General features: G+C 69.4%; 14 protein-coding genes. 6 read left to right on the forward strand and 8 right to left on the reverse strand.

The genetic code is table 11. The features are described 5' to 3' along the window. The first annotated feature begins 57 nt into the window (after positions 1-57). Both ACIBI9_RS09105 and ACIBI9_RS09110 read left to right on the forward strand, forming a co-directional pair. On the forward strand, positions 58-1,560 hold the full coding sequence (locus tag ACIBI9_RS09105) for an alpha/beta hydrolase (protein ID WP_397221405.1): 1,503 nt from the start codon (positions 58-60) through the stop codon (positions 1,558-1,560). A gap of 242 nt (positions 1,561-1,802) precedes the next feature. Next, a complete protein-coding gene (locus ACIBI9_RS09110) occupies positions 1,803-2,567 on the forward strand; it encodes a serine hydrolase (RefSeq protein ID WP_397221406.1) in 765 nt (254 codons plus the stop codon). A gap of 389 nt (positions 2,568-2,956) precedes the next feature. On the opposite strand, the gene ACIBI9_RS09115 is transcribed toward ACIBI9_RS09110, so the two are convergent. The 3 genes from ACIBI9_RS09115 to ACIBI9_RS09125 form a co-directional block, all read right to left on the reverse strand. Then, positions 2,957-4,027 (reverse strand): M20 family metallopeptidase, encoded by a 1,071-nt coding sequence (locus ACIBI9_RS09115; protein ID WP_397221407.1) that lies wholly within the window; start codon positions 4,025-4,027, stop codon positions 2,957-2,959. Positions 4,028-4,748: 721 nt separating this feature from the next. Further along, the gene (locus ACIBI9_RS09120) at positions 4,749-5,777 is read right to left on the reverse strand and encodes a dipeptidase (RefSeq protein WP_397221408.1); all 1,029 of its coding nucleotides are present in this window, start codon (positions 5,775-5,777) and stop codon (positions 4,749-4,751) included. 367 nt (positions 5,778-6,144) lie between these two features. Next, positions 6,145-6,729, reverse strand: coding sequence for a TetR/AcrR family transcriptional regulator (locus ACIBI9_RS09125; protein WP_397221409.1), 585 nt, complete (start codon positions 6,727-6,729; stop codon positions 6,145-6,147). Positions 6,730-6,821: 92 nt separating this feature from the next. Between ACIBI9_RS09125 and ACIBI9_RS09130 the strand changes: the two genes are divergently transcribed. After that, positions 6,822-7,772, forward strand: coding sequence for an SDR family NAD(P)-dependent oxidoreductase (locus ACIBI9_RS09130; RefSeq protein WP_397221410.1), 951 nt, complete (start codon positions 6,822-6,824; stop codon positions 7,770-7,772). 244 nt (positions 7,773-8,016) lie between these two features. Here the strand turns inward: ACIBI9_RS09130 and ACIBI9_RS09135 are convergent, their stop codons facing one another. Further along, positions 8,017-8,958 carry a TetR/AcrR family transcriptional regulator C-terminal domain-containing protein gene (locus ACIBI9_RS09135; RefSeq protein ID WP_397221411.1) on the reverse strand — a complete coding sequence of 314 codons (942 nt, stop codon included), beginning with the start codon at positions 8,956-8,958 and terminating at the stop codon, positions 8,017-8,019. Positions 8,959-9,066: 108 nt separating this feature from the next. Between ACIBI9_RS09135 and ACIBI9_RS09140 the strand changes: the two genes are divergently transcribed. Continuing rightward, positions 9,067-9,657, forward strand: coding sequence for a GNAT family N-acetyltransferase (locus tag ACIBI9_RS09140; protein ID WP_397221412.1), 591 nt, complete (start codon positions 9,067-9,069; stop codon positions 9,655-9,657). Positions 9,658-9,696: 39 nt separating this feature from the next. After that, entirely contained in the window at positions 9,697-10,566 is an 870-nt protein-coding gene (locus ACIBI9_RS09145; RefSeq protein WP_397221413.1) for an alpha/beta fold hydrolase, read from the forward strand. Between the two features lie 17 nt (positions 10,567-10,583). Here ACIBI9_RS09145 and ACIBI9_RS09150 read toward each other — a convergent pair whose 3' ends face one another. The 3 genes from ACIBI9_RS09150 to ACIBI9_RS09160 form a co-directional block, all read right to left on the reverse strand. Beyond that, entirely contained in the window at positions 10,584-11,504 is a 921-nt protein-coding gene (locus ACIBI9_RS09150) for an RNA polymerase sigma-70 factor (protein WP_397221414.1), read from the reverse strand. Beyond that, positions 11,501-12,697, reverse strand: a complete 1,197-nt coding sequence (locus ACIBI9_RS09155; protein ID WP_397221415.1) for an NAD(P)/FAD-dependent oxidoreductase — start codon at positions 12,695-12,697, stop codon at positions 11,501-11,503. The genes ACIBI9_RS09150 and ACIBI9_RS09155 overlap by 4 nt, the downstream gene beginning before the upstream one ends. A 147-nt stretch (positions 12,698-12,844) precedes the next feature. Further along, complete coding sequence (locus ACIBI9_RS09160) at positions 12,845-13,567, reverse strand: VOC family protein (RefSeq protein ID WP_397221833.1); 723 nt, start codon at positions 13,565-13,567, stop codon at positions 12,845-12,847. A gap of 216 nt (positions 13,568-13,783) precedes the next feature. Between ACIBI9_RS09160 and ACIBI9_RS09165 the strand changes: the two genes are divergently transcribed. Beyond that, a complete protein-coding gene (locus tag ACIBI9_RS09165) occupies positions 13,784-14,182 on the forward strand; it encodes a hypothetical protein (protein ID WP_397221416.1) in 399 nt (132 codons plus the stop codon). Between the two features lie 149 nt (positions 14,183-14,331). On the opposite strand, the gene ACIBI9_RS09170 is transcribed toward ACIBI9_RS09165, so the two are convergent. Beyond that, a complete protein-coding gene (locus tag ACIBI9_RS09170; protein WP_397221417.1) occupies positions 14,332-15,348 on the reverse strand; it encodes a pentapeptide repeat-containing protein in 1,017 nt (338 codons plus the stop codon). Positions 15,349-15,583: the final 235 nt, after the last annotated feature.

Consider the following 15,583-nt stretch of genomic DNA (forward strand, 5'->3'; position numbering starts at 1 on the left):
GTGATGATTCGCCCAAAACAGGGGGAATGGGTGGGGACGGCACTTCGGACAGCAGCGGTGGCCGCAGCAACGGGAGTGTTCGCGGTCGCGTGCGGCGGCACGCAGAGCACGACGATGACGGTGATCGGGCCGCCGGTCGGCCTTGAGCCGTTTTATCAGCAGAAGCTGTCGTGGTCTGACTGCAGGGACGGCTTCCAGTGCGCCACGTTGAAGGTGCCACGGGACTACGCCCGTCCCGGGGGTCGCCAGTTGAAGATCTCCGTCATCCGGCTGCCCGCGAAAGACGGATCCCGGCGCATCGGCTCACTGGTGACCAACCCGGGAGGACCCGGCGCGTCCGGCGTCTCCTTCCTCCGTACCTCCAGCCAGGCGTTCGGCGCGGCACTACGGGATCGCTTCGACCTCGTCGGGTTCGACCCCCGAGGCGTCGGAAAGAGCGAACCGGTGCGCTGCTTCGACTCCCGGCAGGCCGAGCAGCGCCTCTTCGCCGACCCGCCCGCCGCTCGCTCCCAGATCAACGCCGTGGTCATGTTCTGGCGGGCGTTCGTGGCGGCCTGCCAGGCCAGGTCCGGCGCCAACCTGCCGTACGTCGGAACGGTCAACGCCGCCCGCGACATGGACGTGCTGCGGGCGGCGCTCGGCGACAAGCGGCTGACCTACATCGGCTTCTCGTACGGCACGTACCTGGGCGCCTTCTACGCCGACCAGTTCCCCCGGAACGTGCGGGCCCTGGTCCTGGACGGCGCGTCCGATCCGAAACTGACGGGCGAGGAGTTCCTCCTTGGTCACGCCCAAGGCTTCGAGACCGCGCTGCGCGCCTTCGCCGCCTACTGCGTCAAGATCGCCGGCTGTCCTCTGGGCGCCGGGAGCGTGGACAAGGCGGTCGACAAGATCTCCGACCTGCAGGAACGGGCCGCCCGCAAACCCCTGAAGAACCGGGCAGGCGACCACAGCCCGGTGGACGACGACGTGGTGACACAGGGGATCTACATGGCCCTCTACAGCCGGAACGCCTGGCCCGAGCTACGGCGGGCCCTGACCCAGGCGATCGACGACGGTGACGGCACCGGCCTGTTCAAGCTCGGTGACGAGCAGGAGGCGGTCGACTCGACCGGGGCGCTGAAGGCCGTCAACTGCGTCGACAAGCCGTTTCCTCCCGATCTCGCGGCCGTCGAGAACCTGGCCGACCGGGCCGGGAAGGTCGCGCCGCACTTCGGCTCGTTCATCGTATGGCCGTGGCTGCCGTGCGCCTACTGGCCGGTCAGGCCCACTCGGCAGCCCAGGGCCGCGACCGCGGCCGGAGCCCCTCCGATCCTGGTGATCGGCACCACCCGCGACCCTGCGACCCCGTACAAGTGGGCTCAAAGTCTGGCGGACCAGCTCACGTCCGGCGTCCTGCTCACCTACGACGGCGACGGACACACCGCCTACCTGTCCAACACCGAGCAGTGCATCCGCCAGCCGGTCGAGCAGTATCTGATCAACGCTCAGCCCCCGCAGCGCGGCATCACCTGCAAGCAGCAGCCGCTGGACCCGGCCGGCAAGGGCGCACCGAGCTGAACCCTTTTCACCTTGGCTAACACCGGAGAAACAGCTGCGCCGCAATGCTGCCTGCCATGGCTTCGCGCTCTTTGTCGCTTTTCTCCCCCACGTAGGCCGTCGTGCCGTCCCAGCCCGGGAGGACGAGACCGCTCCAGCGAACCCTGCCGGCGTCCGTCCTCCTGTCATCCCTGCTCACCTCATGCAGCCCAGCCCCCGCCCCTGCCCCTACCCCTGCCCCGCTCGTCCCCCGCCCGGTCGCCGTGGCCTCACCGCCACCGCCCGCGCGGCGTTCGTACGAGAAGGCGCTGACCCGTTCCTTGGACCGCTACCTGGACGGCCTCCCGGGTCAGCTCTCGGTGTCGGTACGCGAGCTCTCCACCGGCCTGTCCTACACCTACAACCGCCGCCTCAGAACGGCCACCGCAAGCATCGTCAAGGTCGACCTCGTGGTCGCGCTGCTGCTCAAGGCCCAGCGCCGGCACCGTGCCCTCGCCGGCTGGGAGCGGCGTGCGGCGGCGCGGGCCGTCAAGGTCAGCGACAACGCCGCCGCGTCCACGCTGTGGTCCGCGATCGGCGGCGCGCCGGGGCTGGCCGCCGCCCACAGGAAACTCGGCCTGCGCAACACGACCCCCGGCCCTGGAGGAGCGTGGGGCGCGACCACGACCAGCGCCGCCGACCAGATCCGCCTCCTGACCGCGCTCACCTCCCCCAAGAGTCCCCTCTCCGCCGAGAACCGCCGGTACGTGCTCGGCTTGATGAGCGACGTGGCGCCGGAGCAGTCGTGGGGCGTCAGCGCGGCCGGACGCGAGGACGTGGCCCTCAAGAACGGCTGGCTGCCACGACCGCGCGACGGGGGCCGGTGGACGGTCAACAGCATCGGCCGGGTACGCGACCGCCACGGGCACACGTACCTGATCGCCGTCATCTCTCACCGGCACCGATCGATGGGGGCCGGGGTGAAGGCGGTCGAGCACGTCGCCGAACTCGTCACCAAGACCCTCTCCAAGACCGCGAGCCGCAGATGACGAGGACCTCCCGCCCCACCTGGGCCGACGGCGACTCACGAGCAGACCCGCCCGGCGGCCGCTGAGCCGGGCGCCGCCCACGCGCATGCCGGGGAGACGGACGGCCTCCCTCGGTCACCGTGACGGCTCCGCACACGCCTGCCGGGGAGACAGACGCCCTCCCTCGGCCACCGTGACGGCTCCGCACACGCCTGCCGGGGAGACAGACGTCCTCCCTCGGCCACCGTGACGGCTCCACACACGCCTGCCGGGGAGACAGACGCCCTCCCTCGGCCACCGTGACGACTCCGCACACGCGGATGCCCACTCGCGCAAGCATCAAGGGGGACATCCTCACCTGGCCGCTGTGACGGCCCCACACACGTACCGATGCTCACTGAGGAGCCCGCTCACGTCCCACGGCGGACGGCTTCGATCAGGGCGCGGAGGAGGGCGGTGCGCCGGGGCATCTCGGCGACGATGACGTGCTCGTCGTCCGCGTGCGCCCCGCCGCCCACCGCGCCCAGCCCGTCGAGGGTCGGGCAGCCGACTCCCGCCGTGAAGTTGCCGTCCGAGGCGCCGCCCACCGAGGCCGAGGTCAGCGGCCCCACTCCCAGGTCCGCTGCCAGCTCCTGCGCCAGCGCGTACAGCGAGGCCGACATCGCGCTCTCAAGAGGAGGCCGGTTGGGGCCGCCGAGGACCTCCAGGCGGGTGCCGGGCAGGACCGGCCGTAGCGCGTGGAAAGCGGCGTCCACCCGATCCTGCTCCGACATCTCGGCCACTCGCACGTCCACCGAGACCGAGGCCGCGGCGGGGACGGTGTTGCGTGCCGTGCCGCCCGACAGAACCGTCGGCGTGACGGTGGTGGCCCCGGCGCCCATGGCGGCGATGGCCAGGATCTGGTGAGCCAGCTCGATCGCGGCGTTCAGCCCCTTCTCGGGCTCGAGCCCGGCGTGTGCGGCCCGGCCGCGGACGTTGACGGTGTAGAGGGCGGTACCCTTGCGGGACGTCTTCAGCGCGCCGCCGTCGGCGCTCGCCTCCATGACGAACGCGGCGACCAGCCCGCGGGCGGTCTCTTTGATCAGCTCGGCCGAGGTACGCGAGCCGCACTCCTCGTCACCGTTGATCAGCAGGGTGATGCCGTCGAGCGAGCCGAGCCCGGCCAGCGCGTGGAACGTCTGGACCAGCCCCGCCTTCATGTCGAACACCCCGGGCCCCCTTGCCACGCCGTCCACCACGGACCAAGGGTGGGTGGCGAGGGTGCCCATCGGCCAGACGGTGTCGTGGTGACACAGCAGGAACACCTTGGGGGTGCCGAACGTCCAGCGCAGGTGCGTGACGCCGTCGATCACGAGGAACTCGGGCTGCGCGCCCAGGTAGCGGGCCCCCATCGCCGCCACGACTTTCGCGCTGCGGGCAACGGCCTCCAGGTCATGGGTGAAGGACTCGCACAACACCAGCTCTTCGAGATCCTCGATCATGCCATCCCTCCGTAGAGCTCGCGCTTCATACCGTTTTCCTCTCCGCAGCCGTCGCCTCGCACCGGCCCGATCGCCGTTCGAGAAGGGGTTGATGAAGGGGGTGATGCACATGCCGGCGACCCACCACCCGCTCACTCAGATCTCAGAAAGCGGTGCATGCTGCCGCCGACCACCGAACCGGCTCCCACCCCGGAACCAGCGCACGCTGCCGCCAACGCCATCAGTCGCTCGCCTAAGAGACGGCGCACGCCGCCGCCTGCTCCACCGATTACTCGCCCAAGCAGCGTCATCGCTGCCGCCGACCGAACCAGTTCCCCGCCCAGGAACCAGCGCACCTTGCCGCCAACGCCATCAATCGCTCACCCAGGAGACGGCACCCGCCGCCACCCACTCCACCTGCTACTTACCCGCAAAGCGGCACACGCTGCCGCCAACCGACCCAGCTATTTGCCGGAAGGCGGTAGTACGCCGGCGTCAACCGGCCGAGCTATCCGGCCGGAAAGCGGTGCACTCCAACGTTGACCGACTCAGCTGTTCGGCCGGAAAGCGGTGCACGCCGACATTGACCGACTCAACTGTTCGGCCGAAGTCGATGCACGCTGCCGCCAACCGACCTAGGTACTTACCGCGAACCCGTGCACGCCGACGTTGACCGATCTCAGCTGTTTGCCCGAAGTCGATGCGCACTGCCGCTGACCGGACCACGAGCGCATGCCGCCGATCATGCCAGTTGCTCGCCCAGGAAGCGGTGCACGTTGCCGCCGATGATCTTCATGACGTCCTTCTCCGGGAGGCCGCGGGCGAGCAGGCCCTCGGTGACCATGGGCAGGCCCGAGGGACCCTCCAACCCCGGGATGGCCGACTTCGGGTTGACGCCCCTCGTGTTGAGACCCTCGCAGCACGGCGGCGTCAGGTCGTCCATGACCTCGCGGATGAAGTCGGGGCCGAGCCCGACATGGTCGATCCCGGCGACGGACACGATGTGCTCGATGTGGTCGAGCAGGCGGTCGAGGGTCATGTCCTCCTCGCGCTCGGCGAGGAAGGGGGCGAAGAAGTTGACGCAGATCACGCCGCCCGTGGCAGCCACCGCGCGGAGCTGGTCGTCGGTGAGGTTGCGGTGGTGGTCGCGCAGCGCCCTGGCCGAGGAGTGGGTGGCCAGGACCGGTCTGGTGGCCAGCTCCAGGACGTGCGCCACGCCGGAGGCGCCCAGGTGGGAGACGTCGAAGACGATGCCGAGCCGCTCCATCTCCTCCAGCGCCGCGACGCCGTGGGAGGTCAGGCCGCTGCCCGTGGCGTCCTCACCGCTGCCGTCGGCCAGCGGCGTGCGCCCGAAGTGGGCGATGGACGCCACCCGTACGCCAAGACGGTGGACGGTCGAGATCAGCTCGAGGTCGGCGTCGATGCCCGGCATGCTCTCCAGCGCGATCACCAGAGCGATCTTGCCTTCGTCGAGCGTGCGGTCGATGTCGGCCGCGTTCAGACATATCCGGACATGGTCGGGGTTTCCCTCGGCCAGCACGTGCGCGCACTCGATCATGCGCAACGTCTGCCTCAGCGCGCCCTCCGGCCGATATTGGTCGTCGATGAAGACCGGCAGGACCTGCAGATCGACCCCGCCCTCGACGAGCTGGGGCAGCCATCTCTCCCGGAAGAACGAGGCCCACTGCTGAGACGGCCGCGCGGAGACGGCCATGAGCAGGTCGTTGTGTGTGTCGGCCACGACTGCGCGCTGGTGGAGGGAATGCTTCATGCGATGGACGTTATCGCGAGGGCTGGACCTGCTCCAATGCGCCCTGAGTCCGATTTTTTGGATCACTTGTACGACTGTGGGTTGAGTTTCGTCTGTGCCCAATGGGGAACCGCCCCCGGGTCAAGCGCCCACCGCGCGGCGACGGCCAACGGGCGAGTACGTGGGTGGCGGCCGCGTTCACGCGGCCGGGGAGACGGCCAGGGAGACGGCAGGGGAGACGGCCAGGGAGACGGCAGGGCTGAGCGGTGACGACGACCTGGGCCGAGCCGAGTCGGCCGGGCCGCGATGGGGGGGATGCGCCGCACTGTAGGGGCGGCGCCGAGAGCGGCGTCGTCGCCGGGAGCTCACCCAGGGCCGGGTGAGCCGGTCAGGCGTACTCGCGCGACTCCTGCCAGCCGGATTCGAGCAGTTCGAAGATGGCGTTCATCGCGGCCAGGGGGTCGGGCTCCGCACCCGCAAGCTCGGGGATCTCCAGGACATAGCGGGCGAGCGCGCGGACGGTCATGTCGGAGGGGTTGCGGCCGCTCTCGGCGGCGATCGCCTCGGCCAGAGGACCCTCGCCGGCTATCCATAGCTTGCGTGAGTACTCCCGCAGGGCGGGCGTGCTGACGATCAGGTCGCGCTTGGCCCGCAGTTCGGGCGGGAGATCGTCGGTGAAGGGCCCCCGGCCCGCCAGGCAGCGACGCAGGGCTTCCAGTACGGACTGACCGGTGGGCCGGTCGCGGACCGCGGCGGCCAGCCAGACGTGCCGTTCCGCGCCGTCGTCGAAGATCAGCGCTTCCTTCCCGTCCGGCACATGAGCGAACAGCGTGGCGATCGAGACGTCCGCCTCGTCGGCGATCTGCGCGACGGTGACGCCGTCGTACCCGTGCTCGGAGAACAGCCGCAAGGCGGCGTCCGACAACGCCCGGCGCGTCTGTGCCTTCTTGCGCTCCCGGCGCCCCATCTCCATGTCCCCATCGTAGCGAAACCTGGAACGCCTACGAATCCATAATGACTATAGTTTCAGAGTCAGTTCAGGATTATCGAGACAAGGAGCCGCACATGGTCATCCCGTGGGACGTACGACGCCTGCCGCGCGCCGAGGACAAGCACTTCCTCGTCACCGGCGGCAACGCGGGCATCGGATACTTCGTCGCCGAGCAACTCGCCGGCACCGGCGCCACCGTCATCATCGGCAGCCGCGACACCGCCAAGGCCGAAGCCGCCCAGGCCTCGATCCGCACCCGCGTCCCCGGTGCCCGCGTACGTCACATCCGCCTGGACCTCGCCGACCTCTCCTCGCTCAAAGCCTCCGTGGACGCCCTGCGGCTGGAGAGGCTGGACGCGGTCGTCTGCAACGCCGGAGTGCTGCTCAACCAGCCGCAACGACAGGTCACCGGGGACGGCCACGAGCTGATGTTCGCCACCAACCACCTGGGGCACTTCGCGCTGATCCACTGGCTCCTACCCCTGCTCACGGCCACGCCCGCGGGCCGCGTCGTCACCACCGGCAGCTTCACCGCCAAGTCCGAGAGCCTGGACCTCGACGACCTTCAGAGCACGCGCGACTACCGGCCCAAACGCACCTACGCGCGATCCAAGCTCGCCCAGATGCTCTTCGGTTTCGAACTCGACCGCCGCCTGCGCGCCGCCGGCAGTACGACGCTGAGCGTGGTCACCCACCCCGGCGGCGCGCTCGACTCCCTCACGCCCGCCCGCCCTCCGGTCCACCTCCCCACCACCGGCGAACGGCTGCGCGGCCTGCCCGCCGGCCTCCTCCTCCAGGGCAAGGAAGCCGCCGCCTGGCCCGCCGTCCGGGCCGTCCTCGACCCGTCCGTACGTGGCGGCCAGCTATGGGGACCCCGGGTCTTCGGGATCCGCGGCCTGCCCACCCTCGAACCCGTACGCGGTCACCTGGCCGACACCGAGCTCGCGGCACGCGTGTGGACCGCCGGCTCCGCCCTGACCGGCCTCGACCCCAGCCCTCCAGCGGCCCGGACCACAGTCCGCTAACGTCCTCCCGGCACAGACCGGCACCAGAACGCCCCTCCAGCGGACCTCACCCGGCGAGGGCCGCACTCGTTGCCGCGCGAGACCGCGAACTGACGGGCTTCGCCGGCACGGCCTGGCGGTGGCCGTCGCCACGATGACCCTCCACGACACCCCGACCGTCCTGGGAAAGCGCATCCCCGCCAAGCCCGCCCCGGCGGAAACGGCACCACGCAGCGCCGAAGCCTGGCGAGGGCATGATCGGGGCTCATGGCAGGGCCTGCTGATCCTCGACCAGGGCGGCGAAGCCGTCGAGATGGCGCGCGAGGCTGTACTCGAACAGCCCGTCCAGGTCCGACACCGTCTCCTCGGGAATCGTGGCCAACAGCGGAAATCGTCCGCTGTTGAGGAGTTCGTCGGCGCGGTTCCGTTGTGCGAGCCACCACCGGTCGAGGGACACACCGGTCTCCTGCTCCGCCTCGATCTCGTCCGCCATCGACAGGGCAACGGTGATGACCAGCCCGTGCAGCGCGAGCGCCTCTCGAATGCGTATCTCCATGGGCAGGCCGAGCCCGTCGAGCGCGCGCAGGGTCCATTCGGTGTGGGCCATCATGTTGGGCACGAGCAACGGGCGCGTGAACGAGACGGCCCTGGGCAGCCAGAGGTGCCGCCGGACCAGCTCCCATTGCCGCCGGGAGATCAGTTCGAGCTTGGCCCGCCACCCGTCCGGCCCGGGCACAGGGAGCTCCGGTTCGCCGAAGACCTCGTCGACCATCTGCGTCACCAGCTCGTCCTTGTGCTCCACGTGCCGGTACAGCGACATCGGACCGGCGCCGAGCTCGGCCGCGAGCCGCCGCATGGACACCGCGTCGAGTCCCTCGACGTCGGCGATCCTGATGGCGGTGCGGAGCACCTGCTCGCGGTTGAGCGCCTGTCTGGGGACGCCGGCCTGCCGCGGTCTCGACGGCGCGGCCGGCTGCTTGCGGGTCACGCTCGCGCTGACCACCGCACCGGAGCCGACCCTCGTCTCGACCAGCCCCTCGTCGCGCAGCGCCGCCATCACTTTGGTCGCGGTGGCGAGCGCGACACCCCATCGCTGGGCGATCTGCCGGATGGACGGCATCCGATCGCCGGACCGCAGGTCGCCGCTCAGGATCCGGGCACGGATCTCCGCGACGATCCGCTGATAGGGCGGATCCGTCCGCTGCATGGGGAGCCTCCGATCCATCGATACTGTACTAGTTCACTTCATACAGTACTAGTTCACTTCTTTGCCCCAAACCCGCCGTATAGACCGCTATCTCAATACTCTGTACGCATGACAGTTGATACGCCGTACGCATCCGTGCGGCAGGTGGACGAGCAGGCGGTGTTGGACGTCCTCACCGAGGCGTTCATGAACGATCCCCTCGCCTGCTGGCTCTTCCCCGAGGTGAGCGAACGAGGTCGGCTCCAGTCGCACTTCTACCGCTCCCTGCTCGCCCGGCCCACCGCCGAGGCGTACCTGATCGGCCGTGGCGAAGGCGCCTCGGTGTGGCTGGGTCCGGCGTCCCACGAGGAGCCTCCGGGCGCGCCCGAGGCGGACCAGAAGGCGGTCTTCGGCGAGAGCGGCGCGCGGCTGCAGGCCGTGGGCGAGGCGCTGACCCAACGGCACCCCGACCACGAACCGCACCTCTACCTCGCGTGCATGGGAGTGGTCGGCGGGCGGCAGGGCGCCGGACTCGGCTCGGCGATGCTGCGGCACCGGCTGGAGCGAGCCGACGCCGACGGGCTCGCCGCGTACCTGGAGGCGAGCTCGCCCCGGAGCCGCGCCCTCTACCTGCGGCACGGATTCGAGGATCTCGGCGAACCGGTACGCGTGGCGGACAGCCCGCTCCTGTGGCCGATGTGGCGCCGGCCGCGCCCTTGACCGCCTGCCCAAACCCGACGAACAAGGAAGACAACGACGATGACCAACCATGAAGCTGAGCGCGCGCCGACCCTGGTGTTCGTCCACGGCACCAACTCCTCCTCGACCTTGGGCACGGGGCTGATCCGCGAACTCACCCTGCGCGGGCACCGCGCCCTGATGGTCGACCTTCCGGGGCACGGCGACGAAGCGTTCTACCCCCGCGCGTATCAGGCCCCGCAGGATCTCCAGGCGCTGGCGACCGAGCCGTCGCCGCTCGCCAAGATCACCATCGACGACTACGTCGAACGCGTCGTGGACGTGGTACGCCGCGCCCGCCGCCTCGGGCCCGTGATCCTGGCCGGCGCCAGCCAGGGCGGCGTCACCGTGAGCACGGTCGGCAACGCCGTCCCCGAGCTGCTCGACCGGGTCGTCTACGTCGCCGCGTACTGCTGCGTGGACCTGCCGAACCTGGCCGCCTACCTCTCCACGCCGGAGAACAGCGACAGCCTGCTCCCCCAGGTGACCCAGGCGCTGGTCGCCGACCCCGCGGTTCTGGGGGTGACCCGGCTCAACTGGCGCTCGGCCGACCCGGCGGTGTTCCGCGGCGTCAGGGAGGCCCTGGCCGGCGACTTCACCGACGAGGCCGTGAGCCGGCTGCTCAACCTGCTCGAACCGGACGAGACCGCCGGCATTCCCATGGCCGAAGCCCGGGGCCAGGCGCACACGTGGGGCCGCATTCCCCGTACCTACGTACGTTTCACCCTTGACCGGCTGATCCCGCCGGCGCTGCAGGACCGGTTCATCAAGGAGGCCGACCGCCTCACACCGGACAATCCGACCGACGTGCGAAGCGTCGCGGCGCCCCACGTCGGCCCCTTCGACCGGCCCGAGCTGGTGGAGATCTTCAGCGAGCTCCTCAGCCGCTGACGCCTGCGCGCGCGGTCTCAGGGGGTACGGACGTCGCGGGTGGTCCCGTCGGCGATGGCCTGGAGTTTGTCCGGGTTGGCGATGTTGTGGATGGTGGTGATGCGGCCCTCGGCATCGAAGTCGAACGTGACAGTGGCGATCACCCGGTCCGGGCCGCTGAACACCACGCCCGGGCCGCCGTTGATCTCGACCAGTGCGGCGTTCATGTCGGCGGGCTCGACGCCCTGGTAGGTGACCTCGCCGATGGCGCCAAACCAGGCGGCCACTGTCTGGGCGCCCACGACCGGACGCAGGGCCTGGCGGACCTTGCCGCCGCCGTCGGTCCACAGGGTGACGTCCGGGGACAGCAGTTCCATGAGGGTGTTGATGTCGCCCCCGGTCGCGGCGGCGAGGAAGCGCTCGGTGACGTCGCGCTGCCGCGACCGGTCCGCGGTGAAGCGCGGCCGCCGGGCACGTACGTGCTCGCGAGCGCGGTGCGCGGCCTGGCGCACCGCGGTCTCGGAGCGCTCCACCGCCTCCGCGATCTCGGCATGGCTGAAGTCGAAGACCTCCTTCAGCACGAAGACCGCGCGCTCGAGCGGGCTCAGGGTTTCCAGCACCACCAGCATGGCCGTCGATACCGACTCGGCGTTCGTGACGTCGTCGGCGGTGTCGCCGCCGGTGAGGATGGGCTCCGGCAGCCACGGCCCGACATAGGTCTCGCGCTGGTGCTGCGTGGAGCGCAGCCGCTGCAGCGCCAGGTTCGACACGATCCGCGCCAGATAGGCCTTGGGGTCGGCCACCTGCGAACGGTCGGCGGCCGACCATTTGATCCACGCGTCCTGGACCGCGTCCTCGGCGTCCGCCACGGTGCCGAGGATGCGGTAGGCCACGGAGAACAGCAGGTTGCGATGCTGGTTGAAGACCTGCTGGTCGCGCTCGGAGTACGGCTGCGTCACCGCGCACCCCGGACCCGGGTGAAACGGCCGCCACGGGGCCAGAACGCGCCTGAGGCCGGCATCTTCTTCATGCGGCCGTAGGTCGGCCAGGGCGAAGCAGTCACCGTCTCCTTATACCGTGCCGCCATCCGGCCGGTCAGATACACCCGTCGGGGGCTGTCGTCAGGGTGGGTGAACTGGACGACCCCGTCGTGCCGCCCCAGGCTCACCGGCGTGTGGTAGTAGCCGAAGCGGAACGGCTTTGGCCGCTTGCCGTCCAGCGTGCGGATGATCGACACCGCGGCGTGCACACCGGTCGGCATGCCGCCCTGGCAGGTGCCGTGCATGACGCCGTAGCCCTGCCGGATCGCGGCCGCGTCGCCCACGGCGTACACGTCCGGGTGCGACACCGACCGCAGCGCGGCGTCGGTGACGACACGGCCGCGCTCGTCGACGGTCAGACCGGCCGCGGCCGCCAGCGGCGACACCCGCGTACCGCTCGTCCACAGCACGGCGTCGGCGGCGACGAGCTCCCCGCCCGCCAGCTCCACCGCGTCCGGCAGCACCTTCATCACCTCGACCCCGCTGAGCACCCGTACGCCCAGGCGCGCGAGCGCGGCCTGCAGGTACGCCCTCGGCTTGGGGCTCATGGCCGCGCCGGGCTCCTGCCGGCCCAGCAGCACGACGTCCAGCTCCGGGTACTGCTCGGCGATCTCCGCGGCCGACTCGACGCCGGTCAGCCCGCTGCCGCCGACCACGACCGTGCCACGGCCCAGCCGAGCCAGCCGGTCGGCCAGCAGCTCGGCGTCCTGCGCGCTGTTGAGGGTGTACGCGTGGTCCTCGACGCCCGGCACCGCCGCCGTGTCGGCCACGCTGCCCAGCCCGTACACCAGCGTGTCGTAGTGCAGCACCCGGTCGTCGTCGATCCGTACGAGCTTCGCGTCCGCGTCCACAGCCGTCACCCAGCCCCGCACGAACCGCGCGCCCGTGCCCTCCAGCAGCTCCGGGATGCTCAGCTCGGCGACCCGCTGCCCGGTCGCCGACATGTGCAGCCGCAGCCGCTCGGTGAACCGCTCCTGCGAGTTCACCAGGGTCACCTGTACGTTCTCGCGCCCCTTGCCCCGAGCCGCGAGCTGGATGGCCGCGGCCATGCCCGCGTACCCCGCCCCCAGGATCAGAACCCGATGCGTGCCCGCTTCACGGTTTTTGGTCATCTTTGCGCCTTTCTCCTCACGCTGACGACCACGAGATGCAAGCTGCTCGCCGATACGTGACATGAGCCGGGTGTGACGTGCGCCACACCCGGCCTCACGAAGGCTCGTGCCTGGTCAGCGGCCGCGAGGAGGACGCGTGAATGAGCGCTATCGCGGGGTCAGAACACAGAACTCATGGCCATCGGGATCGGCCATGACCACCCAGCTGACCTCGCCCTGACCGATGTCGACGCGCGTCGCCCCGAGGGAGATGAGACGCTCGACCTCCGCCTGCTGATCACCGTCGGCGGGCGGAGCGAGGTCGAAATGCAGCCGGTACTTCCCGGTCTTCGGATCCAGCGGCGGCCCGCCCCACGTGATCTTCGGGCCGCCGTGCGGCGAGCGGATCGCGGTCTCCTCGTTCTGGTCCCAGACCAACGGCCAGCCCAGCGCTTCGCTCCAGAAGTATCCGACCTGCTGCGAACCGTCGGACGCGAGCGCTCCCACGAATCCGCACTCGGCGAGGAAGTTGTTGCCCGGCTCGATCACGCAGAACTCGTTGCCTTCGGGGTCCGCGAGCACCACATGACCCTCCTCCGGACGCTGACCGATGTCGATGTGCCGGGCACCGAGCCCGAGCGCCCTCGCCACCGTCTGCTCCTGATCCTCGAGGGACGTGCTCGTCAGATCGAAGTGCATCTGGTTCTGGCCGATCTTCTGCGCCTGGGACGGAAGGAATCGGATCCGGAACCCGGTGTCATCGCTCGGCAGGAGCGCGATGCCGTCCTCGGGGTCGTCGGCCATCTTCCAGTCCAGAACTCCGACCCAGAAGTGCGCCAGACGGAGCGGGTCGTGCGCGTCGAAGCAGAGCGCGTGGAGGCGACAAGCCATTCCGCTCCGCACCTCCGATCTGCTGAGTAAAAAGCCGCAGAAAGGGCACGTCCTCCGCACCCACGGAGAAAATAACGCCAGGTACTCATGACTCGCCACACATTTTTCCCTCGCGCCCATGCCCGCCATACCCGGCGCTGAAAGTGACGAGTCGGCCTGCGGGCCGGGCTTTGATTCGGCATGATCGTGACCTGCAGAAACGCTATGGTCTTGCCGTTGCCTGACATCGTCTCGCAATGCGATGTGCCTTGCGAGGAGGCGCGGTTCTGCCCCGGCAACCTGGCGGAGCTGACCCGGTTACTCGACGCCGGCACCGATCCAAACGAGGTGTGGTCCAACATGACCTTGCTCTTGCATGCGATCGACGTTGAAGCTGATGGAGCAGCCCAGACCGGGCAGTCACTGAACGCTGCATGTACCGCCGTGCTTTTGGCCTATGGCGCCGATCCCGAACGTCCGGGCCCTGACGGGGACGTCCCGCAGCTCTTCGCCTTCCATTACGGTCACGGACTGGCCGTTCGGTTGCTTGAGACCCACATCGCTCGTCTTCACGGCGGCACGGTGCCGATCCCCTGTCCCGAGCTTCCTCCAGCGGAACCACGTCCATGGACGTGACCGTGGTCTTTGCCGAGGTCGATGGGCTGGTTGGTCTGCCGCGCTGCGCACTGGCGGGCGGGAGAATGGGTTCCCGATGTCACTCAGTTCGTCACTGAGGCGCGGAAGCGGTTATCTCACCGGGACCTCCCCTTCCTTCGATGGACACGTCAGAGATCGGGTCTCCACCACACGGAGGAATGGCCTGCCTTCACGATGACGCCCGCCTCTTGCGGCTCGAATCCTTCGGGCCAAATGGTTGCCTCGTTGGCCACGACGCCGTCGAGCCGTGCGCCAGTCAGGATGGCATCTCGCAGAGACGCGCCTTCCACATGCGCACCGCATAAGATCGCGTCCGTCAACTCGGCGCCCTTGAGACTGGCTCCGGCGAGATTCGCCTCCCGCAAGTCGGCGCGACTTAGGTCGGCGTCATCCAAGCGGGCTTCCGGCATCCAGGCGCCGCCCAGCCGCGTTCCCTCGAGATCAGCATCGACAAGGTGGGCTCTGGAGAGATTCGCCCTCCGCAGGTCGGTGCCGAACAATCGCAGGCGCTCCTGCTCGTCGGGCCGGATCAGTCCTCGTCCCAGGACCGTGAGCACCGCCTGAACGTCAGCGGCTCTGGTGACCAGAAGCGGCATCGCCGCCTCAGCGTCAGCCACGCCTGGCGTTACATCATCCTCGGACGCCTGTGCGTGCTGCCGGACGTAGGAGCAGAAGATCTCGGCGATGGTTTCAACGTCTGCCGGTGAATCCTTGGCGATGCGCGCCAGTGCATGAATGCCGCCCATGCGGATGACGAGCTGGCTGCTGCCGAGCTGGTCGACGGCCCGAGTGAACCGCTCGGTGATCTGACCTTGTTGCGCGATGACGAGCTGGTCTCTGGCCGTTTGAAGCTGTTCGGCCGTCGCGCGAAGGTTCAGCTGGAGCTGCTCGCGGCTCACGTGGAACTGACGCCAAGTGACGTACGCCCCCAGGAACACCGCCAGCCCAGCCAACCCCTGGAGGAGGAGCCCTCGTGCCTCATGCTGGGCACGGACCGCGTCCGCGGCGTTGTTGAAAGCGTTACTGGGCGCGAAATATGACGGCGCGACGAAAATGGCCATCGCCAGCACGAACACCGCCGCGATACCGATCAGCAATCGTATAAGCCAACCACGACTGACACGCCAGCGGTGCTGTTGACGCATAGGGGAATGATGGCAGCGTGGGCTGGACACCACTAGCCCAGTGAGCCCTTTTTCATCGTGGGGCAGTCTCGTAGTCCTGCAGGTCTGGCCCTCACTGCCAGTGCATCAACCTCTGGCCTGCCCGTATGCCGTCGTCCCACCCGAAGGGGAAGCGGGGCTGCTCGGCCGCGCGCCCGATGTCAGGGCCGTGGTGGAGCGGAGGCGGCCCAGCGGCTGGTCTGCTATGGCATGCCCT

The organism is Nonomuraea sp. NPDC050451, assembly GCF_044458585.1.

Coding starts and splice junctions, on each gene's coding strand:
- ACIBI9_RS09115 (WP_397221407.1), bottom strand. CDS start 4,027: ATGATCGAGGATCTCGAAGAGCTGGTGTTGTGCGAGTCCTTCACCCAT.
- ACIBI9_RS09120 (WP_397221408.1), bottom strand. CDS start 5,777: ATGAAGCATTCCCTCCACCAGCGCGCAGTCGTGGCCGACACACACAAC.
- ACIBI9_RS09125 (WP_397221409.1), bottom strand. CDS start 6,729: ATGGAGATGGGGCGCCGGGAGCGCAAGAAGGCACAGACGCGCCGGGCG.
- ACIBI9_RS09130 (WP_397221410.1), top strand. CDS start 6,822: ATGGTCATCCCGTGGGACGTACGACGCCTGCCGCGCGCCGAGGACAAG.
- ACIBI9_RS09135 (WP_397221411.1), bottom strand. CDS start 8,958: ATGCAGCGGACGGATCCGCCCTATCAGCGGATCGTCGCGGAGATCCGT.
- ACIBI9_RS09140 (WP_397221412.1), top strand. CDS start 9,067: ATGACAGTTGATACGCCGTACGCATCCGTGCGGCAGGTGGACGAGCAG.
- ACIBI9_RS09145 (WP_397221413.1), top strand. CDS start 9,697: ATGACCAACCATGAAGCTGAGCGCGCGCCGACCCTGGTGTTCGTCCAC.
- ACIBI9_RS09155 (WP_397221415.1), bottom strand. CDS start 12,697: ATGACCAAAAACCGTGAAGCGGGCACGCATCGGGTTCTGATCCTGGGG.
- ACIBI9_RS09160 (WP_397221833.1), bottom strand. CDS start 13,567: ATGGCTTGTCGCCTCCACGCGCTCTGCTTCGACGCGCACGACCCGCTC.
- ACIBI9_RS09170 (WP_397221417.1), bottom strand. CDS start 15,348: ATGCGTCAACAGCACCGCTGGCGTGTCAGTCGTGGTTGGCTTATACGA.